General features: G+C 73.3%; 17 protein-coding genes. 11 read left to right on the top strand and 6 right to left on the bottom strand.

From position 1 onward, the window contains the following. Positions 1-280 precede the first annotated feature (280 nt). Complete coding sequence (locus tag AB0M11_RS04430) at positions 281-1,927, top strand: alpha-amylase family glycosyl hydrolase (protein ID WP_365701208.1); 1,647 nt, start codon at positions 281-283, stop codon at positions 1,925-1,927. A gap of 6 nt (positions 1,928-1,933) precedes the next feature. Here the strand turns inward: AB0M11_RS04430 and AB0M11_RS04425 are convergent, their stop codons facing one another. Beyond that, positions 1,934-2,722: a DUF4142 domain-containing protein gene (locus tag AB0M11_RS04425; RefSeq protein WP_365701355.1), complete on the bottom strand. Its 789-nt coding sequence runs from the start codon at positions 2,720-2,722 to the stop codon at positions 1,934-1,936. Positions 2,723-2,972: 250 nt separating this feature from the next. On the opposite strand from AB0M11_RS04425, the gene AB0M11_RS04420 reads away from it, so the two are divergent. The 3 genes from AB0M11_RS04420 (at position 2,973) to AB0M11_RS04410 (ending at position 5,315) form a co-directional block, all read left to right on the top strand. Continuing rightward, on the top strand, positions 2,973-3,692 hold the full coding sequence (locus tag AB0M11_RS04420; RefSeq protein ID WP_365701206.1) for a DUF6445 family protein: 720 nt from the start codon (positions 2,973-2,975) through the stop codon (positions 3,690-3,692). A 142-nt stretch (positions 3,693-3,834) separates the two neighbouring features. Continuing rightward, positions 3,835-4,572: a DUF4232 domain-containing protein gene (locus tag AB0M11_RS04415; RefSeq protein WP_365701204.1), complete on the top strand. Its 738-nt coding sequence runs from the start codon at positions 3,835-3,837 to the stop codon at positions 4,570-4,572. A gap of 74 nt (positions 4,573-4,646) precedes the next feature. Beyond that, entirely contained in the window at positions 4,647-5,315 is a 669-nt protein-coding gene (locus AB0M11_RS04410) for a hypothetical protein (RefSeq protein ID WP_365701202.1), read from the top strand. 93 nt (positions 5,316-5,408) lie between these two features. On the opposite strand, the gene AB0M11_RS04405 is transcribed toward AB0M11_RS04410, so the two are convergent. Further along, positions 5,409-5,762: a VOC family protein gene (locus AB0M11_RS04405; protein WP_365701200.1), complete on the bottom strand. Its 354-nt coding sequence runs from the start codon at positions 5,760-5,762 to the stop codon at positions 5,409-5,411. Between the two features lie 108 nt (positions 5,763-5,870). Between AB0M11_RS04405 and AB0M11_RS04400 the strand changes: the two genes are divergently transcribed. The 3 genes from AB0M11_RS04400 (at position 5,871) to AB0M11_RS04390 (ending at position 8,948) form a co-directional block, all read left to right on the top strand. Further along, positions 5,871-6,536 carry an SDR family NAD(P)-dependent oxidoreductase gene (locus tag AB0M11_RS04400; RefSeq protein WP_365701198.1) on the top strand — a complete coding sequence of 222 codons (666 nt, stop codon included), beginning with the start codon at positions 5,871-5,873 and terminating at the stop codon, positions 6,534-6,536. A 133-nt stretch (positions 6,537-6,669) separates the two neighbouring features. Continuing rightward, positions 6,670-7,605 carry an MIP/aquaporin family protein gene (locus AB0M11_RS04395; protein ID WP_365701196.1) on the top strand — a complete coding sequence of 312 codons (936 nt, stop codon included), beginning with the start codon at positions 6,670-6,672 and terminating at the stop codon, positions 7,603-7,605. A 107-nt stretch (positions 7,606-7,712) separates the two neighbouring features. After that, positions 7,713-8,948 (top strand): amidohydrolase, encoded by a 1,236-nt coding sequence (locus tag AB0M11_RS04390; RefSeq protein ID WP_365701194.1) that lies wholly within the window; start codon positions 7,713-7,715, stop codon positions 8,946-8,948. Positions 8,949-8,972: 24 nt separating this feature from the next. Here the strand turns inward: AB0M11_RS04390 and AB0M11_RS04385 are convergent, their stop codons facing one another. Continuing rightward, the gene (locus AB0M11_RS04385) at positions 8,973-11,714 is read right to left on the bottom strand and encodes an AAA family ATPase (protein WP_365701191.1); all 2,742 of its coding nucleotides are present in this window, start codon (positions 11,712-11,714) and stop codon (positions 8,973-8,975) included. A 449-nt stretch (positions 11,715-12,163) separates the two neighbouring features. Between AB0M11_RS04385 and AB0M11_RS04380 the strand changes: the two genes are divergently transcribed. The 3 genes from AB0M11_RS04380 (at position 12,164) to AB0M11_RS04370 (ending at position 15,570) form a co-directional block, all read left to right on the top strand. Further along, a complete protein-coding gene (locus AB0M11_RS04380) occupies positions 12,164-12,814 on the top strand; it encodes a response regulator transcription factor (RefSeq protein ID WP_365701189.1) in 651 nt (216 codons plus the stop codon). A gap of 135 nt (positions 12,815-12,949) precedes the next feature. Beyond that, on the top strand, positions 12,950-13,609 hold the full coding sequence (locus AB0M11_RS04375) for a DUF4255 domain-containing protein (protein WP_365701187.1): 660 nt from the start codon (positions 12,950-12,952) through the stop codon (positions 13,607-13,609). Continuing rightward, the gene (locus AB0M11_RS04370) at positions 13,606-15,570 is read left to right on the top strand and encodes an ATP-binding protein (protein WP_365701185.1); all 1,965 of its coding nucleotides are present in this window, start codon (positions 13,606-13,608) and stop codon (positions 15,568-15,570) included. The genes AB0M11_RS04375 and AB0M11_RS04370 overlap by 4 nt, the downstream gene beginning before the upstream one ends. A gap of 73 nt (positions 15,571-15,643) precedes the next feature. On the opposite strand, the gene AB0M11_RS04365 is transcribed toward AB0M11_RS04370, so the two are convergent. The 3 genes from AB0M11_RS04365 to AB0M11_RS04355 form a co-directional block, all read right to left on the bottom strand. Further along, a complete protein-coding gene (locus AB0M11_RS04365; RefSeq protein WP_365701183.1) occupies positions 15,644-17,083 on the bottom strand; it encodes an RICIN domain-containing protein in 1,440 nt (479 codons plus the stop codon). Next, on the bottom strand, positions 17,080-18,525 hold the full coding sequence (locus AB0M11_RS04360; protein ID WP_365701181.1) for a hydrolase: 1,446 nt from the start codon (positions 18,523-18,525) through the stop codon (positions 17,080-17,082). The genes AB0M11_RS04365 and AB0M11_RS04360 overlap by 4 nt, the downstream gene beginning before the upstream one ends. Positions 18,526-18,620: 95 nt before the next feature. Further along, the gene (locus AB0M11_RS04355; protein ID WP_365701179.1) at positions 18,621-20,759 is read right to left on the bottom strand and encodes a DUF4157 domain-containing protein; all 2,139 of its coding nucleotides are present in this window, start codon (positions 20,757-20,759) and stop codon (positions 18,621-18,623) included. 235 nt (positions 20,760-20,994) lie between these two features. Between AB0M11_RS04355 and AB0M11_RS04350 the strand changes: the two genes are divergently transcribed. Further along, complete coding sequence (locus tag AB0M11_RS04350; protein WP_365701176.1) at positions 20,995-22,578, top strand: phage tail sheath subtilisin-like domain-containing protein; 1,584 nt, start codon at positions 20,995-20,997, stop codon at positions 22,576-22,578. Positions 22,579-22,653: the final 75 nt, after the last annotated feature.

Below are 22,653 nucleotides of genomic sequence, written 5' to 3'. Positions count from 1 at the left end.
GGCGGAAGGGCAGCGGGAAGCGAAAAAACACCAGGCCCATCGTTCACATGCGCCACGGTGTGCGGCCCATGGTTGTTGGCCCGCCTGAGACTGTCAACCTGCTTGCGAGCAGCGGCCGTTGGAGATTCATCACAACTCCCTCACACGGGGAACGATCCGTTCCGGGCGGTGTGAAGTTTCGCTTTCTCGGCAATATGGACAGACTCCCTTTCGGTGTCCTCTCTCCCTCCGGCAGCCCGAGAAGCCGAGAAGCACGACGAGAAGCACGAAAGGAACGCGCGTGGTCGACCTCTCCTCCAGGAACCCCGACTGGTGGCGTCAGGCCGTGATCTACCAGGTGTATCCGCGCAGCTTCGCCGACGCGGACGGCGACGGGCTGGGCGACCTGAGAGGCGTGACCGAGCGGCTCTCCCACCTCGCCGCGCTCGGCGTGGACGCCCTGTGGCTCAGCCCCTTCTACCCGTCCGAGCTCGCCGACGGCGGCTACGACGTCGCCGACCACCGGGACGTCGACCCGCGCCTGGGCACCCTGGACGACTTCGACGCGATGGTCGCACAGGCTCACCGGCTGGGCCTGAAGGTGATCGTGGACATCGTCCCGAACCACACCTCGCACCTGCACCCCTGGTTCCGGGAGGCCCTGCTGTCCCCACCCGGCTCCGCGGCCCGGGAGCGCTACGTCTTCCGGGCCGGCCGCGGCGCGCACGGTGAACTCCCGCCATCCGACTGGCAGTCGGTGTTCGGTGGCAGCGCCTGGCGCCGGGTCCCGGACGGCGAGTGGTACCTGCACCTCTTCGCCGCCGAGCAGCCCGACCTGAACTGGGAGCACGAGGACGTCCGCGCCGACTTCCGCGCCACCCTGCGCTTCTGGTCCGACCGGGGCGTGGACGGCTTCCGGATCGACGTGGCGCACGCCCTGGTGAAGGACCTCGCCGAACCGCTGCGGGACGTGGCCGAGTTCGGCCCGACCGGTGAGGAGGCGCTGGAGCGGGTCCCGCCCGGCACCCACCCCTACTGGGACCGTGACGAGGTGCACGAGGTCTACCGCGACTGGCGCAAGATCTTCGACACCTACAGCCCGCCCCGGACCGCCGTCGCCGAGGCCTGGGTCCCGGACGCCCGCCGGGCCCTGTACGCGCGCCCGGACGAACTCGGCCAGGCCTTCAACTTCGAGTACCTGCAGACCCCGTGGGACGCCGAGGCGCTCCGCGAGGTCATCACCGGCTCGCTCGCCACCGCCCACGCGGCCGGCGCCAGTGCCACCTGGGTGCTCTCCAACCACGACGTCGTACGGCACGCCTCCCGGCTGACGCTGCCGCCGGGCACGGACGAGAACGCCTGGCTGCTGTCCGGCGGCCGCACCCCGTCCGTCGACGGCTCCCGGGGCCTGAGGCGGGCCCGCGCCGCCACCCTTCTCATGCTGGCGCTGCCCGGCTCGTCCTACGTCTACCAGGGCGAGGAACTCGGCCTGCCCGAGGTCGCCGACCTGCCCGTCACCGTCCTCCAGGACCCGATCTGGGAACAGACCGGCCACACCCGCAAGGGCCGCGACGGCTGCCGGGTGCCGCTGCCGTGGACGACGGACGGTCCGTCGTACGGCTTCGGGCCCGGCGATGCCTGGCTGCCGCAGCCGGAGTGGTTCGGGGCGTACGCCGTGGAGGCACAGGCCGGTACGACCGGCTCCACGCTGGAGCTCTACCGCACTGCCCTGCGGCTCCGCCGCAAGCTGCTGGAGGGCGAGACGCTGACCTGGGCCGAGGCGCCCGCGGGGGTGCTGCACTTCGCCCGGACGGAGGGCTGGCGGTGCGTCACGAACCTGTCGGATGCACCGGTGCCGCTGCCGCCGGGCGAAGTGCTTCTGGCAAGCGTGCCGTTGCCGCATGACGGCACGCTGCCGCCCGACACCACCGTGTGGCTGGGCGCCTGACGTGACTCAGCCGGCGGTGGGGGCGGCGCCCGGCGTCACGTTCACTCCGCCGGTCTGACCGCTCGCCCCGCCGCCGACGTTGGCACCGCTGCCCTGGAAGCCGGCCTCGCCCGGCAGCGCGGGCGGGCTGGTGGTGCTGTTGACCGGCGGAGTGAGGACGACCTGGGGCTGGCCCGCGGCCGGGGGCGGCGGGGTCAGGTCGGTGGCGGGCAGCTTCGGCGCGGTCGTCTCCTGGAAGAGGACCGAGGGGAAGTCGACCAGACCGGTCTGCTCCATCACCGTGATGTGGTCGAGCACCGTGGCGTTGGCCTGGTCGGCCAGGATGCGCACCAGGGTGTTCTGGGTCGTCGAGCGGATCTTCGCGATCGTGTTGAAGATCGAACCGTGCGTCACGCGCAGGATGTTGGCGAAGTCGGTGTCGAACTTCTTGCCGGTGTCCGCGGTCAGGGTGTTGACGAAGCCCTGCTGCTGCGGTGAGGGCAGGTTCGGGATGGTGATGTTGAGCATCGGCGCGATCTTGCGGCAGGAGGCGTCCAGCGCGGCGTGGCCGTCGATCAGGTGCTTGCTCGCCGTGAGGACCGCCTGGGACTGGCCCTTCTTCAGGCCGAGCTGGCCCACGGGGTACTCCCAGAGTCCGGCCGCTCGCACCTTCACCACGAAGTCCCGGTCGCCTTCGGTGAGCGGACCCCACTGGGTGTTGGCGATCACGCGGGTGGCGGCGCTGGAGGTGGTGTTCACGCCCAGCATGCTCGGGTAGGCGAGGGCTGCGAGGGTGAAGCTCAGGGCGCCGCCCACAAGGAGCGTTCCCGTCGCGTTCCGCGAAAAGCGCACCAGTGCCTCCTGGCCGGTCGGGGGTCCCGCACGGGGCGGGAGTCGGTTCGCAGGGAAGTACGGACGGGAAAGCGCCCGGAACCTTTTGATTTGGTAAAGAACATGTGAGGAGAGGGCCTGCCGTGGGCGCGTCTTCCCATGTCTTGGCCAGGAGAGGGTGATGATTTCCCCCGATCTGAGTGGGCATGACAAAGTCGCGGGCAGGCTTCGCCGCATGCCCCCACACTCCTCCCCCCGAGTCCCCCGGCTGCCCGACCGAACGGTCCCGCGGGGCCCCGCCGCGCTTCCCGTCCTGCCCTACCGCAAGCCCACCAGGGGCCGCGACTACTGGGTGTTCGACGACGTCCTGCCGGACGTGGACGCCGTACGGGAGCGGTGCCTGACCAAGGACGACTGGGTCCAGGGCTACCCGTACACCTCGGAGACCTGGCCCGGCCTGCGCACCATGCCCGGTCTGGAACCCGGCGAACTCGCCGTGGTCGAGGAGCTGGTGCGGACGGCCACCGGGGCCGCGCGGCTGTGGGTGCAGCAGGCGCCCGGCGGGGGCACGCTCAACCACAACTGCGTGCAGGTGGTCGGCGAGGGCGAGAGCGAGCCGCGTCCGCACACCGACTCGCGGGCGCTGTGCCGGTACGCGGCGGTGCTGTACCTCAACCCCGGGGTGGCCAAGGACTGCGGCACCGCGTTCTACCGGCAGTCGCTGCCCGGCGGCCGGCTCGGCGGCAACATCGTGCAGGCCCCGCACAACAACCTGGTCGAGGCGCTCGGCACGCGGTACGTCCCCGGCGACCACTTCGAGGAGGACGTCCGGGTCCCGCACAAGTACAACCGGCTGCTCCTCTACAACGCCAACCTCGTGCACAGCGCGACCGGTTACACCGGGAAGACGCTGGCGGAGAAGCGGATGACGGCGGTGTTCTTCTGGATGGCGTGAACGGCCGCTTCTGTAACGGCGCGTGTGACACGACCACGACGGGTCCGTGACGGCGATCTCCGAACTCCCCTGCCGGGGGCCGCATCGAAAGGGGTGTCCGGCAGAAGGCCGGGGAGATCGATCACCACCGTTGGGGGATCCCATGCCGAAGCTTCGCAACCGCCGCACGCACGTCCGCCGGACCGCCGCCGTGACCGGAGCCGCCGCGCTGCTGGCCCTGCTGACCGCGTGCAACGGCACCGCGAGCGGCTCCGTCAGCGCCGCGGGCGGTACGGCGGCCCCGGCCGCCGGCGACTCCACGACGTCCGCCGCCTCGACGGGCGGCTCGGGCAGCGGTTCCTCCGGCAGCGGCTCCTCGGGCACCGGGACCGGCGGCGGGACCGGCTCGGGTGCGTCCGGCACCGGCGGTTCGTCCGCCTCCGGGGGCAGCTCCTCCGGCGGTTCTTCCGGCGGTTCCTCCGCCACCGGCTCGGTGCCCGCCTGCCAGGCCGCGCAGCTCGGCTACTCCTGGGCCGACTCGGGCAGCGGCACCGGTCAGCAGAAGCACGCGGTCGTGGCGTTCACCAACAAGAGCGGCCACTCCTGCACGATGTACGGCTTCCCGGGTGTCGACCTGGTCAACGGCGGTCAGAAGTGGTCGCTCAGCCGCACGAACGACACCCCGCGGCGGGTCACCCTGGCGAACGGCGCCTCCGCCGAGTTCCCGATCACCTTCCTCGTGCCGGCGCAGGGCGACACCACCACGTTCACCCCCACCACGGTCGTCGTCACCGCGCCGAACCAGCGCACGTCGTTCGACCTGACCTGGCACGGCGGCCCCGTGGTGCTCCAGGACGGCGCCACCCACCCGGGCACGTACATCGGCCCGGTCGGCCGGTGACCGCGGGCCGATCCGTGCCGTGCGGCCGCGACCGGCGATAATCGCCGCATGGCACCCCCCACGGCGGCCGCCGCGTGAACGTCACCCCCCTGCACCGCCGCCTGCTGCCCGATCTGCTGTCCGTCGGGGCCGGGTACCCGCTGGCGCTGACCGGCGACTACGCGGCCCAGGCGCACGGCCTGTTCGACCGTCCGGGCCGGACCGTGGACGCGGCCACGCAGAGCCCGGAGCCGCTCCCGGCGATCGCCGAGTCGGTCGCGGCCGGCCTGCGGGAACGGGGCTGGCGCGTCGTCGTCCGTGAGACGGACCCGCTCTCCGCGCGCCTTGTCGTCACCGACCCGGTCAGTCAGGAGGACGCCGAGGTCACCCTCCTCAAGGAGGCCCTGTGGCACCCGCCGGTCCCGACCGGACTGGGCCCGGCCCTGGCCCCGGACGACGTGGTCGGCATGCGGGTCTGGGCGCTGGCCGACCGCGGCCTGCCCCGCGACCTCCTGGTCGTGCACGCCGCCGCGGACCGCTGGACCCTCCCCGACCTGGAGGACCTCGGCCGTCGGCACGCCCGTGACACCTTCGACCTCACCGACCTGCAGTCCCGCCTGACCGGCACGGACTGGATGGACGACCGGGAGTTCGCCGCCTGCGGCCTGGACGACGAGGCCGTCACCGCGCTGCGCCGCTGGGCCCAGTCCTGGGCAGACGACATCGCGGAACGCCTGATCGAGGGCGGCCCGCCGCCGGACTAGGGCCAGGCCGCCGGGCTCCCGCCCCGCCGCCGGACCAGGGCCGGCCGCCGGGCTCCCGCTCGGGAACCGGCGTCGCGCGGCGCCCGGGGGCCGTCAGGCCGGCTGCCACAGTTCGACGCGGTTGCCGTCGGGGTCGGTGACCCAGCCGAAGCGGCCGACGCCCGCCATGTCCTGGGTCTCCTCGGCGACGTCCGCGCCCTTGGCGCGCAGCTGGGCGAGCATCGCGTCCAGGTCGCGGACGCGGAAGTTGAGCATGGTCTGCTGGGTGCGGGAGCCGAAGTAGTCGGTGCCGGACTCGAAGGCCGCGAAGACCGTCGGCCCGGCCGCCGGCTGCCACAGGCCGTGGTCGTCGGCGTCCAGGCCCAGACAGTCCCGGTACCACGCGCTCAGGGCCGCCGGGTCCGCGGACCGCAGGAAGTAGCCGCCGATGCCGAGTACACGTTCCATCCCGCCATGGTGCCAGGACGGAGCCGACGGGGACGTGTGAAGTCACGGGACGCGCGGTACGGACGTAGGGGCAGGCATGCCGTGTCGGGTCGGTCGTCGGGAGTCGTCGTGAGCAGTGTTGCCATCGTGGGGGCCGGGCCCGGACTGGGCGCCGCCGTCGCCCGGCGGTTCGGGCGGGAGGGGTACGCGGTCGCGCTCGTGGCGCGGGACGGGGAGCGGCTCGCGGCGCTGGCCGGGGAGCTCGCCGCGGAAGGGGTGCGCGCCCGCGGTTACCCGGCCGACGTCCGGGATCCCCTGGCGTTGGCGGGGGCGCTGGCGCGGGCCGCGGAGGAGCTCGGGACCGTCGAGGTCCTGCAGTACAGCCCCGTGCCGCACCGGGACTTCATGCTGCCGGTCCTGGACACCACCCACGCGGACCTGGTCGGGCCGGTCGAGTTCTCGGTGTACGGGCCGGTCGCCGCGGTGCAGCAGGTGCTGCCCGGGATGCGCGAGCTGGGGCGGGGGACGATCCTCTTCGTCAACGGCGGCACCGCCGTCATCCCGCACCCCGACCGGGCCGGGACCTCCATCGCCTTCGCCGCCGAGAGCGCGTACGGGCACCTGCTGCACGACCGGCTCGCGGCGGAGGGCATCCACGTGGCGCAGCTGGTCGTGCCGGGGGCCATCGTGGCGGGGCACCCCCGCAAGGACCCCGCCGTGCTCGCCGACACGCTGTGGGCGATGCACAGCGACCGGCACGGGTTCCGGCACTACGCCGACGACCTGGAGAGCTGAGGCGGCACGGCCGCGCCGCCCCCGTACCGGTCCGGATGAAAGGGTCGATCTGCGCGAACATCATGTATGGGACAAAATGGTGTTCGCCTGATTGCTCCGCACAGGGAGCCAGGGACGGCTAAGGGGGCCAGCGATGGCTGTGGAAATAACTCCTCTCCTCAAGCCCTCCAAGCTCAGAAAACGTGGAGGCCTGCTCGGTGAGTGCCTGGCAGAGTTCCTGGGGACGTTCGTCCTCATTTCCTTCGGGTGCGGTGTCGTGGCGATGGCCGTCGCGGCGCTGCCCGGGTCCGGGCGCGCCGAGACGCCCACGACCATCTTCCTCGCCGCCGGTGACTGGCTCCTGATCGCCTGGGGCTGGGGCCTCGCCGTGACCTTCGGCATCTATGTGGCCGGCGGTGTCAGCGGCGCCCATCTGAACCCGGCGGTGACGCTGGCGTTCGCCGTGCGCCGCAGGTTCCCGTGGGTGAAGGTGCTGCCCTACTGGATGTCGCAGGTGCTGGGCGCCCTCGCCGGAGCGGCGCTGGTCTATCTCGTCTACCGCGACGCGATCAACGCCTTCGACGCCGTTGCGAAACCTCCCAAGGTGGGCGGTCACACCGAGGCCACCTTCTCGATCTTCGCCACCTTCCCGGCGCCGTACTTCCACGGCGGGAACTGGGGGCCGCTGATCGACCAGATCGTCGGCACGGCCTTCCTCGTCATGTTCGTCGTCGCGGTCATCGACCTGCGCAACACGGCCGTGGGGGCCAACCTGGGGCCGTTCGTCATCGGCCTCGCCGTCGCCGCGATCGGCATGTCGTACGGCGCGAACGCGGGCTACGCCATCAACCCGGCCCGTGACTTCGGGCCGCGGCTGCTCACCTGGTTCGCCGGGTGGAAGAGCTACGCGTTCCCGGGGAGCGGGGCGTGGTTCAGCAACTACTTCTGGATCCCGATCGTCGGACCGCTGATCGGCGGCGTGATCGGGGTGCTGATCTACGACCTGTTCATCGGCGACGTCCTGCACGCCCGCCTGAAGCTGGGCGAGCTGCCGGAACCGGGCCGCACCCGCCCGACCACCGACGACTGACCGCCACCGCCGTTTTCCGGCGTTTGCTTCCGTACTCCGGGCACGAGGCCGATCCTGATCGTGGACATCGGCGGCCACGCGACACACCCACCCCGGGAGACGACCTCATGACCACCAGCCCCCTCGTGACCGGCCTGAGCGACAGGCTCCCCGAGCTGCGGGACCTGTACGAGGACCTGCACGCGCACCCGGAGCTGTCCTTCGCCGAGGAGCGGACCGCGGGCGTCGTCGCGGCGCGCCTGCGCGAGCAGGGCTGGGAGGTCACCGAGGGGGTCGGCGGCACCGGGGTGGTCGGGGTGCTGGCCAACGGGGACGGGCCGGTCGTGCTGGTGCGGGCCGACATGGACGCGCTGCCGGTGCAGGAGGAGACCGGGCTGCCCTACGCCTCGCGGACCGACGGGGTGATGCACGCCTGCGGGCACGACGTGCACGTCACCTGTCTGCTGGGGGCCACCGGGCAGCTGGCGGCCGCGCGGGACGCCTGGCGTGGCACCGTGGTCGCCGTGTTCCAGCCCGCCGAGGAGGTGGGCGGGTCGCCGAAGATGCTCGCGGACGGGTTCGCCGAGCGGTTCCCGCGGCCCGACGTGTGCCTGGCCCAGCACGTGGCGGCGGCCCCCGCCGGGCTGGTCGGGACCCGGGCGGGGGCGCTGATGGCGGGCGCGGACAGCATGCGGGTCACGCTGTTCGGGCGCGGCGGGCACGGCTCCACGCCGGAGGCCACCGTCGACCCGGTGGTGCTGGCCGCGGCCGTGGTGCTGCGGCTGCAGACCGTGGTCTCCCGGGAGGTGGCCGCGGGGCAGCAGGCCGTCGTCACGGTCGGCTCGATCCACGGCGGGACCAAGGAGAACATCATCCCGGACACCGTCGAGCTGAAGATCAACGTGCGGTCCGCCACGGCGGCCGTCCGGGAGCGGGTGCTGACGGCGGTCGAGCGGATCATACGGGCCGAGGCCGCCGCCTCCGCCGCCCCCAGGGAACCGGAGATCGTGGTCATCGACTCCTTCCCGGTCACCCGCAACGACCCCGCGGCGACCGAAGCCGTCCAGGCCGCGCTGGCCGCCGAACTCCCCGGCATGACCTTCGAGCTGACCTCGCCGGTGCCCAACAGCGAGGACTTCGGGGCCTTCGGCACGGCGCTGGGGGTGCCCTCGGTCTTCTGGTTCTTCGGCGGCGCCGACCACAAGCTCTACGAGGGCGTCGACCTGGAGGCCCTGATCCGCGACGGCATCCCCCCGCAGATCCCCGCCAACCACTCCCCGCGCTTCGCCCCCGTCCCCGACCCGACCATCGAGACCGGGGTACGGGCACTGCTCGCGGCGGCGGCCCACTGGCTCGCCCCCTGAACTGCGCTACTGCGCCGAACTGCGCTACTGCGCCGCGGGCGGGGACGCCGACCGGTCCAGGGCCGGACGCAGGTCGGTGCGGCGGCGGATGCCCAGCTTGCGGTAGGTGTGCGTGAGATGGGTCTCCACGGTGCGCCGGGCCAGATGGAGCAGGGCCGCGATCTCCCCGTTCGTGCGGCCCTCGGCGGCCAGTTCGGCGATCCGCCGCTCGCTGCCGGTGAGCGACGCGGCGCCGGTGCGGCGCCTGGCGGAGCGGGCGCCGCCCTGGCGCAGCACCCCCTCGGCCAGCTCCAGCACCCGGACCGCGCCCAGCCGTTCGGCGTGCTCGGCGGCCTCCCGCAGGCAGTCACGGGCGCGGGCCGCCTCGCCCGCGGCGGTCAGCCCGCGGCCCAGCGCCAGCAGGGCCAGCGCCGGCTCGGTCCCGGCCGGGCCGCCGCCCCGCAGCAGCCGTACGGCCTCCTCGGTGAGCTCCAGGCCGCGGCGGCCGCCGGTCGCCGTGCCGAGGACGCGCAGTGCCCGGCCGACCGTGCGCGGGGTGCCCCAGACCCGGGCCAGCCCCAGCTCCTCCTCGGCCAGGGCGATGGCCTCCAGCGGGCGGTCCAGGGCCAGCCGGCACTCGGCGGCGGCCGTCCGCCAGGGGGTGACCACCGGGCTGATCACGTCCCGGGCCGTCTGGCGGCGGCCGCACTCCAGGAAGTCGTGCAGCGCGGCGGCCGGGTCACCGGCGGCGGCCCGCACCACGCCCCGCGCGTACAGGAACCGGTTCAGCTCCCAGGAGTCCGGTGCCTCCCGCAGGTCGATCCCGGCGACGAGACGCTCGGCCTGCGCGGCACGGCCCGTCTCCACGAGGGCGATGAGGGCCTGCGCGTGGGCGTTGGTCGGCGCGACCGTCGCGGGCACGGCGGCCAGCCGCGCGTAGTCGGCGCGGGCCGCCGCGATGTCCGTGCGACTGTTGAGTAACGCCTGGTGCATGGGGTGCAGCAGGTCGGGGCGCTGCCCGGCCAGACCCCGGTCCACCAGCCGGTCCGCCTCGTCGAGTTCGTCGGCCCACTGGGCGACCGTGGCGGCCGTGCCGACGAGGAACGGCTCGGTCAGCGGGTCGGCCGGTTCGGCGAGCAGGGCGCGCAGCCGCCGCATGGCGTCCTGGGCCGAGGTCAGGCCCGCGGAGGCCGCGTGCCGCACCAGCAGGGCCTGCCCCGCCGTGCCGACCAGCTCCGGGGAGCGGTCGGCGGTCTCGGACAGCCGCCGGTAGACCTCCTGCCGCACCTCCTGGTCCTGGTCGGACAGGAGCACCGAGGCGGTGTGCAGGGTGCGGACCAGGTCGGGGTGGCCGTCCAGCTCGCCGTGCACGGAGCGCAGCAGTTCGACGGCCTTGCGGGTACGGCCCCGGCCGGTCAGCGCGGTGCCCAGGGCGACGGCCGCGCGCACCCGGTCCTGCGGGGCGGCCGGCATCCGGACCGCCTCGGCCAGCCGCGGGATCGCCGCCGTCGAGCGGGGCGCCGCGTACTCCAGGGAGCCCAGCTCGGTCAGCAGCCGCTGCCGGCGGTCGGCGGGGAGGGGTTCCTCCAGGGCGCGGCGCAGATAGCCGACGGCGTCCTCGGCGCGGTCCTCGGAGAGGGCGACGGCGGCCGCGTCCTGGAGCACGGGCAGCGCCCAGGGGGCGTCCACCGGTCCGGAGACGAGCAGTTGGCGGGCCACGGCCTCGACGGGGGCGTCCTGGTGCAGCATCGCCTCGGCGATCACCCGGTGGGTGCGGCGGCGGCGGGCGGCGGGGACGCCGGTGAGGATCGCGTCGCGCAGCAGCGGGTGCGGGAAGTGGGGGTGGCCGTCGGCGCCCAGGGTGAGCAGGCCGAGGTTGGTCATGGCGGTGAGCCAGCCGGCCACCCGGACGGGGTCGGCGTCGGCGAGTGCGGCGAGGAGCGGGGTGATCTCGCTCTCCGGCAGACCGGCGACGGGGTCCTCCTCCAGCACGGCGAGGGCGCGGGCGACCTCGGTGGTGGCCGGTCCCGCGCTGTCCAGCCACCACTGGACGGCGGCCGGGTAGGCGCCCGGGTAGAGGGCGGCGGTCGTCTCGGGCACGTCCGGACGGCGGCTCGCGTCGAGGTCGTCGAGGAGGGCGCCGAGCAGCAGCGGGCTGCCGGCCGCCGCCCGGACACAGGCGTCGACCCAGGGCCGGGACGCGTCGGGGAACCGGGCGCGCACCCGGTCGGCGGCGGCCGCCGGGGCGAGCGGAGCGAGGGTGTGGGTGCGCACCAGCGCGGGCGGGAGGGTGTGGGCGAAGCCGGGGGCGGGCGGATCGAGGTCGTACTGGCTGCGTTCGCTGACGACGAGGAGGATCGGTAAGCGGTCTATGTGCCGGGCCGACTCCACGAGCCAGCGGCGCGAGGGGGCGTCGGCCAGGTGCACGTCGTCCACGACGACGAGGAGGGGGGAGTCCTCGGCGTACGCGCGCAGCAGCCGCCAGAGCCCGGCGGCGGTGGACCGCTCGTCGCCGTCCACCGCGAGGTCGGCGAACTCCGGCACCGGGCCGAGGAGTTGTAGAACCGTCGCGAAGGAGATGGCGGCGTCGCCGGGTGAGCACCGTGCGCGCAGGACCTTCAGGCCGAGGGCGGCCGCCTGCTCGGCGGTGGCCTCCAGGACGGTGGTGCGGCCGGTTCCGGTGGCGCCCCGCAGCAGCACGAGCCGGCCGCCACCGGTTCGCGTGCGCTCGGCTTCCTCGGCCAGCAGGTCGAGGGCGGCGGCGAGTTCAGGGGACGGACGGGTCATGCCTGGCTCCTCGCGGTGCGCTGGTGCGTTCGGGGGGTTAGAGGGGGTGCGGGTGGGAGAGGTTGTGGGGTGGCGGGGGTGCGGCGGTTTTGTTGCGTGGGTGGCACATTTGACGCGGGGCTGTGGATGTGGGGGTGTCTGGGGCCGTGGTGCGGCTGCGGGCCGGTGGGGATTGATCGCGCAGTTCCCCGCGCCCCCAGGACAGTGGGTCCACCGGTCCCACCTCGAAGGGGCGCGGGGAACTGCGCGACCAGCCACCACGCACCCGCACTCGCCCCCCGGGCCCCAGGCACCCCCGACGCACCCCCGGCCCGTCGGCCCGAACATCTCGTGGTTCATCTCGTGGTCCTCCACGATTGTCCCTGCCCCTTCGGCCACAGCAGGCTGGTGTCCTAACGCCCGTCACTGTTCCCTCAGAGGTGACGGACACGTGGACATAGGGGAAGCGGTTGGTCAGCAACAGCTCATTCGCGTCGGTCGGCCGCACGCCCGTGGTGGTGTACGCACCGGACCCGATCTCCCGCGAGGGCGCGCTCAGCCAGCTCCGGCGCCACCCGGAGGTCGAGGTGCGCGAGGAGTCCGAGACCGGGCCCGGCACGGTGGCGCTGCTCATCAGCGACAGCCTCGACGCACCCGAACTGACCCGGCTGCGCCGGGTGGTGCGCAGCGAGGGGGCGCGGGCCGTGCTCGTGGTGGGAACGCTGCGCGAGACCGAGCTGCTCGATGTGATCGAGTGCGGGGTCGGCGCCATCGTGTGGCGCCACGAGGCCACCGAGATCCGGCTCGTGCAGGCGGTGCTGGCGGCCGCCCGGGGAGACGGCGACCTGCCGGCCGACCTGCTCGGCCGGCTCATCAACCAGGTCGGCACCCTGCACCGCAGCGCCGCGGGCCGGCCGGGCGCCCCGGCAGCCGGGCTGTCCGCCCGCGAGGTGGACGTGCTGCGGCTGGTGGCCGAGGGGTTCGACACCGGTGAGATCGCCAGCAAGCTGTCCTACTCCGAGCGCACCGTCAAGAACGTCATGCACGGGCTGACCACCCGACTGCATCTGCGCAACCGGGCCCACGCCGTCGCCCATGCCCTCCGGGAAGGCTACATCTGACCGATCGGGCAGCGGACACCGGTTCCGGGGCAGGCCGGTCTGCCCCGCCGTTCCTGCGGGGGCGGCCGGGACCAGGGGCAGGATGGAACGGAGTGACGAGGGGGCCGCTGCGGCCCATGGGGTGGTGAGTCGGGCGTGATCCACGAGGTGGACCAGGTGCTGCGGAACCTGCTGACCGGCGGCGCGCTGGAGGGTTCCGGCATCGAGGTCTCCTTCGACGCCCCGACCCGCGACTGGTCGGCCCGCCGCAACGGCCCGGTGATCAACAGCTACCTGTACGACATCCGGGAGGACGTGCACCGGCGCCAGCGCGGGCACGTCGACGTCCGCGACGACCGGGACGTCGTGGTCAAGCGCCGCCAGCCGCCCCGCTGGTTCCGGCTGTCGTACCTGGTGACGGCGTGGACCAAGCGGCCCGAGGACGAGCACCGGCTGATCAGCGCCGTGCTCGCCACCCTGATCCCGCGCGAGCTGATCCATCCGTCCGAACTTCCCGGCTCCCTTGGCGCGTTGGGCCTGACGATCCCGCTCTCGTGCGCGGGCATCCAGTCCGAGGCCCGCTCCCTCGCCGAGATCTGGTCGGCGCTCGGCGGCGAGCTCAAGCCGTCCCTGGACGTGGTGATCACGGCACCCTTCCCGGCCTACCCCGAGTACGACGCCGGTCCGCCGGTCACCGAGGGCGCCGCCGTGCGGGTACGCGCCGGGGCGGACGGCACCGAGCCGGTGCTGGAGGAGCGGGCCCACCGGCCCCACCAGGTCGCCGAGGCCGCGGCCGCCCGGAGGAACCGGGCGTGACCCTGGACGTCTCCCTGGAGCCGGCCGCCGCGCTCCTCCTGCGGCTCTCCGCGCTGCGCGACCGGGCCGCCGCCCTCGTCGCCCACCGCTCGGTCGACGACCCGACCGCCACCGACCCGCTGCGCGGCCTCTACCTCTCCGAAGAAGCGGTGCGGCACCTGCTGCTCCCGCCCGCCGAACCGGCCGAACTCCCCGGCCTCGCCGAGGGGTTCTCCGACCCGCTCGCCGACCTCGGGGCCCGGCTGCGCCTCACCCACCTCGACACCACCGTCCTCCTCATCGCCCTCGCCCCCGACCTGGACCGCACCTTCGAGCCGCTGTACGGCTACCTCAACGACGACGTCGGCCGCCGCCGCGCCACCGTCGGCCTCGCCCTCGACCTGTACGGCGCCCCCGCCCACCTGGCGGCGGCCCGCGCCCGCTTCCACCCCACGGCTCCGCTCTGCGCGCTCGGCCTGCTCACCGTCGAGGAGCCCGAACGCCCCTTCCTCAGCCGCTCGTTGCGCGTACCCGACCGGGTCCTGGCGCACCTCCTCGGCGACCCCACCCCGGACCCGGCGCTGACCGGATGCCTGCGTGAGCCGGCGTACGACAGCGAACCCGCCGACCCGGAGTTCGTGCGCCGGCTGGCCGAGCGGATCACCGCCGGGCCGCTCCTCGCCTTCCTCCGGGAGCGGCGCGAGGGCGAGGCCCTCGGTTCGGCCACGGCCGCGCTGCGGCTCGCGGGGCGGGAGGCGCTGCACTACACCGGGTCGGAGGAGCAGATCCCGGAGCTGCTGCGGGAGGCCCGCCTGAGCGACCGTGCGGTGCTCGTGGGCAGCGACCGGCCGGGCCCCCTGCTGCGGGCCCTGAGCACCACGGCCGCGGACGTCACCGTGCTGGTCGCCACCGCCCGCCCCTACGACCCCGAGTGGTGCGACCACCGCGACCCGCTGGTCCTGGAGGTGCCCTCCCGGCGCGCCGCCGCCGTGGACGCCTGGGCGGCCGTGCTGCCCGGCGACCCGGGCTTCGATCTCGCGGCCACCGTCGCCCCGTACCACCTCGGCGGCGACCGCCTCACCCGGGCGGCCCGCGCAGCGCAGGCCCTCGCCGCCTTCGACGGCACCCCGCTGACCGCCGCCCACCTGCGGCTGGGCGCCCGCCAGCAGTCCGCCTCCGGCCTGGAGCAGCACGCCCGCCGGATCCGGCCCGCGGTCGACTGGCGGGACCTGGTGCTGCCCGAACGGCCGCTCACGGAACTGCGCGAACTCGCGCTGCGCGCCCGGCACCGCGACCGGGTGCTCGGCGACTGGCGGCTGAGCGCGGGCGGCGGGCGGGGACGCGGGGTGCTCGGCCTGTTCGCCGGCGAGTCCGGCACCGGCAAGACCATGTCCGCCGAGGTGGTGGCCGCCGAACTGGGCCTGGACCTCTACGTCGTGCAGCTCTCCTCCGTCGTCGACAAGTACGTCGGCGAGACCGAGAAGAACCTCGAACGCATCTTCACCGAGGCCGACCGCACCGACGCCGTGCTGCTCTTCGACGAGGCCGACGCCGTCTTCGGCAAGCGCTCCGAGGTCAAGGACGCGCACGACCGGTACGCGAACCTGGAGTCGGCCTACCTCCTCCAGCGCCTGGAGGCCTTCGACGGCATCGCGCTGCTCACCACCAACCTGCGCGCCAACATCGACGAGGCCTTCACCCGCCGCCTCGACCTGGTGATCGACTTCCCGTTCCCGGACGAGCAGCAGCGGCTGGCCCTGTGGCGGCACGGCCTGCTGCACGTGCCGAGCGAGGACGAGATCGAACTGCGTGCACTGGCAGCCGAGTTCGAGCTGGCCGGTGGTTCCATCCGGAGTGCGGTGGTGACCGCGGCGTACCTCGCGGCAGGCCGGGGCGAACCCGTCGGCGCGGCGGACCTGCTCGAAGGGGCGCGGCGCGAGTACCGCAAGGCGGGGCGGTTGGTGCCGGGCACGTGGGGGTGAGCGTCGTCGGCCGGCTGCGGCGGCGTCGCGGCTGGTCGCGCAGTTCCTCGCGCCCCTTACGGGGCGCAGGCGCTCAGGCCGCGGACGGGTGGACGATCAGCCATTCCTGGTCGTCCGTGCGGGAGCAGTAGTACAGGGTCAGATTGGTGTCGTTGCCGCCGGTGCTGAAGCCCGCGACGTCCAGGCAGAGGTTGTCGCTGGCGAAGTTGCGGATCCAGTAGGCGCCGCCGGGCTGCTTGTCGATCCACCACAGCTGGTTGTCGGCCTTCGTGCCGTCGCACTTGTACTCGGTGATCGGCGAGGTCAGCTTGGCCGAACCGTAGTCGGGCAGGTCCATGCAGAGCTGGTCCTTGACGTTGCGGATCTGGAACAGCGCGGCCGAACCGGGGCCGCCCTTCGGGTACCTGACCTCCAGGTTCCACAGCTGATTGTCGGCGGTGGTCTCGTCGCAGGTGTACTCGCGCACCGGGCCGTTGCTGGTGCCGTCGCCGTAGCCGGGGAGGTCCGCGCACTTCTTCGTCGTCGTGTTGCGCAGCAGGATGTTCGTGGCCGGTACGACCGGTTTCGCGGTCTTCTTCGGCTTGGGTGCGGCCTGGTCCTGGCCGCCTCCGCCGCCCGACCGGGTGTCCGGCAAGGCGGGGGCGTCGTTCTCCGGTTGCTGCGCGACCGTTGACGGCGTGGGCGCGGGGGCGGCCACCAGCGGGGCACTGGCCGAGGGGCTGGGCGCGATGCTGCTGACGCCCGCCTCCTGGACCTGTTCCTGGGCGAGGCTCTTGACCTGTGGTTTGTAGGTGAACCAGAGCATGGCGAAGGCGACGGCGAGGGCCAGCAGGGTGCCGAAGAGGGTGGCCAGCCAGCGGGGCAGGAAACCGCGCTGGACGTAGGTTCCGTCCACAGGCTGTGGACTGACTCCGGACCGCTGGACGACGAGCGCGTAGGGCCGCTGTTCCTTGGGGCCGAACCAGATGATCTTGCGGGGTTTGAGGGTGGCGTCGATGAAGGCGGCGCGGCCGGGTTCGATCTGGACGTTGCTGGGGTGCAGGTCGTAGGCGAGCTGGTCGCCGTTGTCGCTGCCGCTGACGGAGGCGGTGAGCCTGGTGTTGCCGAGGTTGTCGACGGCGAGTTTGGGGCGGCCTCGGAAGCGGCCCTTGACCGTGGGCGGGACGAGTTCGGCCCGGAGCTCGGTGAAGGGGGTGATGGTGAGGTTGCCCTCGGGGACGGTGACGGCCTCGGGGTGTTCGGTGGGGGTGATGCGGACGGCGTAGGGGTTGGGTCCGGCGGTGGCGTCGGGGGTGCGGGGCGGTGCGAAGGTCAGTTCGACGCTGCCGGTGGTGCCCGGGTACAGGCGGAGAGTCCGGGGTTCGACCGTCGTCCAGGGGGCGATGGGCCCGACCGGTTCGAAGCGGTACTCGTCGACGACGTCTCCGGTGTTGCGCAGCCGCAGGCGCACACGGGTCGATGAACCCGGGTCCACCGTCGCGGACGCCGGTTCCAGCGAGGTCCACAGGGTCACGGCGTCACCGTCAGCTTGAAGGCTTCGAGCCAGAGCGTGTTGTCGAGGGTGCCGACGAACGTGAGCGCGTTGTTGTCGCTGCGGGGACCCTGGCACCACTGGTCGCCCCAGTCGTGGTCGCGGACCTTCGCGTAGTTGCAGCCCTTGCCGTTGCCGACGTTGAAGGCGAAGCCCTCGATGTAGGGGTCGGACGCCTTGGTGCTGCCGATGTAGTTGTCCTTGCCGTCGGCGATGATCGCCGTCCAGTTCGGGTACCACGCGCCCTGGCCGTTGGTGGAGTTCGGGTCGTAGTGGAACCAGTTGGCGGCGGAGCCCTGGACCCCGTACACCGCGAGGTTGATGGCCTTGATCGGCAGGTTCTTGCCGACGGTGCCGGACATGGTGCCGTCGCAGACGGGCTTCTGCCAGCCGGTGCCCTGCACGTAGGAGCGGTAGCAGATGTGCCGTCCGGCCGGGTCGTCGGCGGCGAGGCGGTTGACCGCGGTCGCCGCGGTGTCCTGCTTGGGCTTGGCGGTCACGGTGGCCGTCGCGCCACCTCCGCCGCCCCCGCCGCCACCCCCGTTGCCGTTGCCGTTCCCGGTGTTCGCCGCGGGCGCCGAGGAGGGCGTCTCGGTGGGCGCCGGCGGCGGGGTCGGGGTCGCCGAGGGGCTGGGCGCGATGCTGCTCACCCCGGCTTCCACGGGCTGTTCCTGGGCGAGGCTCTGCACGTGGGGTTTGTAGTTGAACCAGATCAGGGCGAAGGCGACGGCGAGGGCCATGAGGGTGCCGAAGAGGGTGGCCAGCCACCGCGGCAGGAAGCCGCGCTGGATGTACGTCCCGTCGACGGGTTCCGGCTGCACCCCCGACCGTTGCACGGTGAGCCGGTAGGGCCGCTGCTCCTTCGGCCCGAACCAGATGATCCTGCGGGGCTTCAGCGTGGCGTCCACGAAGGCGGCGCGGCCCGGCTCGATCTGGACGTTGCTGGGGTGCAGGTCGTAGGCGAGCTGGTCGCCGTTGTCGCTGCCGCTGACCGAGGCGGTCAGTTTCGTGTTGCCGAGGTTGTCGATGGCCAGCTTCGGGCGTCCTCGGAACCGGCCCTTGACGGTGGGCGGGACCAGCTCCGCGCGCAGCTCGGTGAAGGGCGTGATGGTGAGGTTGCCCTCGGGGACGGTGACGGCCTCGGGGTGCTCGGTGGGCGTGATGCGGACGGCGTACGGGTTGGGTCCGGCCGTGGCGTCGGGGGTGCGGGGCGGGGCGAAGGTCAGCTCGACCGTGCCGGTGGTGCCCGGGTAGAGGCGGAGCGTGGCCGGTTCGACGGTCGTCCAGGGGGAGATGGGGCCGACCGGTTCGAAGCGGTACTCGTCGACGACGTCACCGGTGTTGCGCAGCCGCAGCCGGACACGGGTGGAGGACCCCGGGTCGACGGTCGCGGAGGCGGGTTCGAGAGAGGTCCACAGGCTCACACGGCAACGCTAGGGGAACCACGGCGGCCGGTCAGTGGACGACGGGGCAGGCCAGGTTGCCCCGGCCCACGCCCGTGTTGCCCCGAGGGCCATCGTCACCTCTCGTCGTCCGAGTCGAGGATCACTTGCCGGCGCCGCCTCCGGTGGCGCGGCGCCGGAGGAATGTCGTACTCGTCGGCGAACACCTGCTGGCTGCTCACCGGCTCGTCGTAGTCCGAGGGCGGGGCCTCGTAGTTACGGCGTCGCGAGGCCGCCCGGCTGCGGTGGCGCGCGGCGCGGCTCTGGCTGCGGGCGCGACGGGAACCGCGCAAGGGGCGGGACTCCTCCTCCTCCAGATAGTCGTCACCACCGCCGTACTCGACGTAGGCGTCGAGGTCGGCCTGGGTCAGGACGGCGGGACCCCGGCTCCGACTGCGCTCGACCCGCCGCCGGCTGCGGCTGCGCTGCCGGGGCGGCGGCGGGGCGTACAGGTCGTCGTCGCTGTACGGGTCGACCTCGGCCGGGCGCCGCCGGCTGCGGCTGCGGGCGGGCTCGGCCACTCCGGCGGCCATGTCCTCCTCGTAGAGGCTGCCCCGGTGGTGCCGCCGGCCGCGCGGCTGCTCGTCCTCGTAGTACTCGGAGTCCGCACGGCTCGGAGCCAGGCTCGGAGCCCTGCTCGCCGCCCGCCGGCGACTCCGGGAGCGCCTGCGGAACGCGCGGTCCTCCTCACGCTCGCGGTAGTTCGACGTGCCACCGCGATCCTCGGGGCTGTCGCTGCGCCGGTCGGCCTCCACGTAGTACGTCCTGCGCCGGGTGGCCACGTCGGCGCTCTTGTCCTTGCCGGAGATCCGGTGCGAGTAGCCGTACTGCTCCAGGTCCCCTTCCGGGTCGGGACCCGACCTCACCCGCATTCCCGGGGGCACGGCCTTCCTGTTCTCCAGGCCGTAGAAGCTGTCGTGCGTGCTGCGCTTCTTGTACTGGCGCGGGTCGGGAGCCGTGATGCTCACCGAGACGTCGTCGCGGTTCATCCGCTGGGGGAGCCGGTTGGTGTCGCCGACCAGCTTCTGGGTGGAGTAGCCCTTCATCCGCCCCGTGCGCGGCATCTGGAAGTGCAGGTTGGCGCCCTCGTCGACGTGGCGCAGCCGGTCCGCGGCGTCCGGCCGGCTCAGGTCCATGTTGTTCAGGATCGGCACGCCGAGGCGGCGCAGGGCCTCGCTGTTGCCCGCGTACTCCTGGTACTCGTTCTCGGGGCGTTCCTCGAACGTCGTGATGCCGATCTCGTCCGCCCTGCTGGGGTCCTTGCGCAGCCGCGCGCGGGCCGCGGAGGCGTCGGCCTCGGACAGATAGACCGTGCTGCGGCCCTCCAGCCGCTCCTCGGCCGTACGGGCCCGGCCCGGCGGATGGAGACCGCCCACCCGGGCGCGAGGTCCGAGGACGTTCTCCGGGTGGACCTGGACCCGGCCGAAGCGCTCGGTGTCGAAGAGCTCGTAGCCGCCCGAAGTGGCCCGGACGTACCGCCCGACCTCGTTGTGGCCCTCGAAGAGGAACTCGAAGAACTGCCCGGCGTCCTGGGGATGCATCCGCATCGCCGGGGGCCGGCTCCGGCCGCGCTCCCTGGGCATCCGGGCCACCACCGGAACGGCGCCCGCGGGCGCGGCGGCCGCCGCGGGCTGCGGCGGCGCGGCCGGCCCGCTGCCGCCGCTCATGATCCGACGGGCGATCGACTCGGCCTCCTGCTCGTGCCGGTCGCTCGGGTCGGAGAGGTGCACCCCGCCGGTGCTGGTGCCCTCCACCGGGCCGCGCTGCTGCTGCCAGGTGTGCGCCAGCTCGTGCAGCATGGTGTGTTCGTCCACGCCGCCCGCACCGACGACGATGTGCCGGCCTGAGGTGTACGCACGGGCCCCGAACTCGGCCGCCGAGCGTTCCGCCTCGGGTCCGGTGTGCATGACCACGTCGCTGAGGTCGGTGTTCAGACCCCGCTCCGCCTTGCCGCGGATCGCCGGGTCGACCGGGCGGCCCGGCGTGGCCAGCACCCCGAGCACCGAGGAACGCTGTACGGCGGCGTTCTTGCCGTCGTGCCCGCAGTTCGCGTCGTGCTCGTGCCGCTCCTCCTCGAAGGCCCGGGACAGGGCCGCGTTGCCCACCCGGCGCTGGAGAGCGAGCATCCGTCGCGCGGTGGTGTCCACAGGCGCCTGGGCACCGCGGTTCTGCCGTTGTTTCGGGTCCTGCCGGTCCTGGGACTCCTGTGCGCGCACGCTGCTCCCCTCACGATGGGCGTCCCAGCCTTAACCGCCCCGGTGCGGGAACGGGAGGGCCGCGGGGGCAGACCCGGGGGCAGAACCGTCCGGCCGCGGGGCGGGGGGAACGGTTCACCTGCCCTTGGGGGCAACGAGGTTGCCCGCGGACAGGCACCGCAGGACGTTTCACCGGACGCGCTTCGCGCGTGAGGGTGGGAAGCGTTCCTGTCTCGTACCCCGAGGAGAGCAGAGCATGCCGTCCTACCTGTCGCCCGGCGTCTACGTCGAGGAGGTGGCCAGCGGCTCGCGCCCCATCGAGGGGGTGGGCACGTCGGTGGCGGCCTTCGTGGGCCTGGCCCCGACCGGTCCGCTGAACGAGCCGACGCTGGTGACCAACTGGACGCAGTACGTCGCGTCCTTCGGCGAGTTCACCGACGGGTACTACCTCGCCCACTCCGTCTACGGCTTCTTCAACAACGGCGGCACGGCGGCGTACGTCGTCCGCGTCGGCGGCTCCGTCGAAGGCGCCGAGGGCTCCGCCGACGGGCGCGCCGCGGTGGCCGGTTCGGCCGCCCCGGCCGCGCTGCCGCCCGGCGAGGCCCGGCAGCTCGGCACCTTCACGGTCAGCGCCATCGCCTCCGGCGACCTGAGCGTCGAGGTCGCCGACCCGGAGGGCGAGGGCCCCGCCGAACGCTTCCGGCTGCTCGTCAAGGACGGCGGCAAGACCGCCGAGACCTTCGACGTGACCGCGAAGAAGGGCGGCCGCAACTATGTGGTCACCCAGGTCAAGGAGCGCTCCAAGCTCATCACCGTGACCGAGGCCGCGCCCGCAGCGCAGCTGGCCCGTCCGGAGAACCAGACGGTGGCCCTCGCGGCCCCGCCCCGGACGCCGGCGTCCGCGCCCCCCGTCGTGGACGCCGGCTCGCACCCCGGCCCCGCCGAGTACCTCGGCGACTCGGCCGACCGGACCGGCTTCGGCGGCCTGGAGGCCGTCGACGAGGTGTCCATGGTGGCCGTCCCCGACCTGATGGCCGCCTACCAGCGCGGCGCGATCGACCTGGAGCAGGTCAAGGCCGTCCAGCTCGGTCTGATCGCGCACTGCGAGCTGATGGGCGACCGGGTCGCGGTCATCGACCCGCCGCCGGGCCTCAACGCCCGCCAGATCCGGGTCTGGCGCCAGGAGACCGCCGGCTACGACTCCAAGTACGCGGCCCTGTACTACCCCTGGATCAAGACCTTCGACCCGTCCTCCGGCCAGTCCCGGCTGATCCCGCCGTCCGGCCACGTGGCCGGCGTCTGGGCCCGCAACGACGCCGAGCGCGGCGTCCACAAGGCCCCGGCCAACGAGGTGATCCGCGGCGCGGTCGACCTGGAGCTCCAGATCACCCGGGGCGAGCAGGATCTGCTCAACCCGATCGGCGTGAACTGCATCCGGGCCTTCCCCGGCCGCGGCATCCGCATCTGGGGCGCCCGCACCCTCTCCTCCGACCCGGCCTGGCGCTACCTGAACATCCGCCGGTACTTCAACTACCTGGAGGAGTCGATCCTGATCGGCACCCAGTGGGTGGTCTTCGAGCCCAACGACCACAACCTCTGGGCCCGTATCCGGCGCAACATCTCCGCGTTCCTGGTCAACGAGTGGCGCAGCGGCGCCCTGTTCGGGCAGCGGCCCGAGGAGGCGTACTACGTCAAGTGCGACGAGGAGACCAACCCGCCGGAGTCGGTCGACGTCGGCCGGGTGATCTGCGAGATCGGCATCGCCCCGGTCAAGCCCGCCGAGTTCGTGATCTTCCGGCTGGCCCAGTTCAGCAGCGGCAGCGGCGAGCTGCAGGAGTAGCCGACCCCGGGGTCTTCGGGCCCCGGGTCTCCCCACCCCTTGATGTCACGGCACCTTGAGAAGAACGGGCAGTAA

It is taken from the genome of Streptomyces sp. NPDC051987, from assembly GCF_040680735.1.
In the GTDB taxonomy this organism is placed as follows: domain Bacteria; phylum Actinomycetota; class Actinomycetes; order Streptomycetales; family Streptomycetaceae; genus Streptomyces.
Note: the sequence above shows the minus strand (reverse complement) of the source record. Positions and strands in the feature narration are given on the sequence as shown.

Excerpts from the sequence above, each read along its gene's own strand:
- AB0M11_RS04415 (WP_365701204.1), top strand. The coding sequence starts at position 3,835 with ATGCCGAAGCTTCGCAACCGCCGCACGCACGTCCGCCGGACCGCCGCC.
- AB0M11_RS04405 (WP_365701200.1), bottom strand. The coding sequence starts at position 5,762 with ATGGAACGTGTACTCGGCATCGGCGGCTACTTCCTGCGGTCCGCGGAC.
- AB0M11_RS04350 (WP_365701176.1), top strand. The coding sequence starts at position 20,995 with ATGCCGTCCTACCTGTCGCCCGGCGTCTACGTCGAGGAGGTGGCCAGC.
- AB0M11_RS04385 (WP_365701191.1), bottom strand. The coding sequence starts at position 11,714 with ATGACCCGTCCGTCCCCTGAACTCGCCGCCGCCCTCGACCTGCTGGCC.
- AB0M11_RS04395 (WP_365701196.1), top strand. The coding sequence starts at position 6,670 with ATGGCTGTGGAAATAACTCCTCTCCTCAAGCCCTCCAAGCTCAGAAAA.
- AB0M11_RS04390 (WP_365701194.1), top strand. The coding sequence starts at position 7,713 with ATGACCACCAGCCCCCTCGTGACCGGCCTGAGCGACAGGCTCCCCGAG.
- AB0M11_RS04420 (WP_365701206.1), top strand. The coding sequence starts at position 2,973 with ATGCCCCCACACTCCTCCCCCCGAGTCCCCCGGCTGCCCGACCGAACG.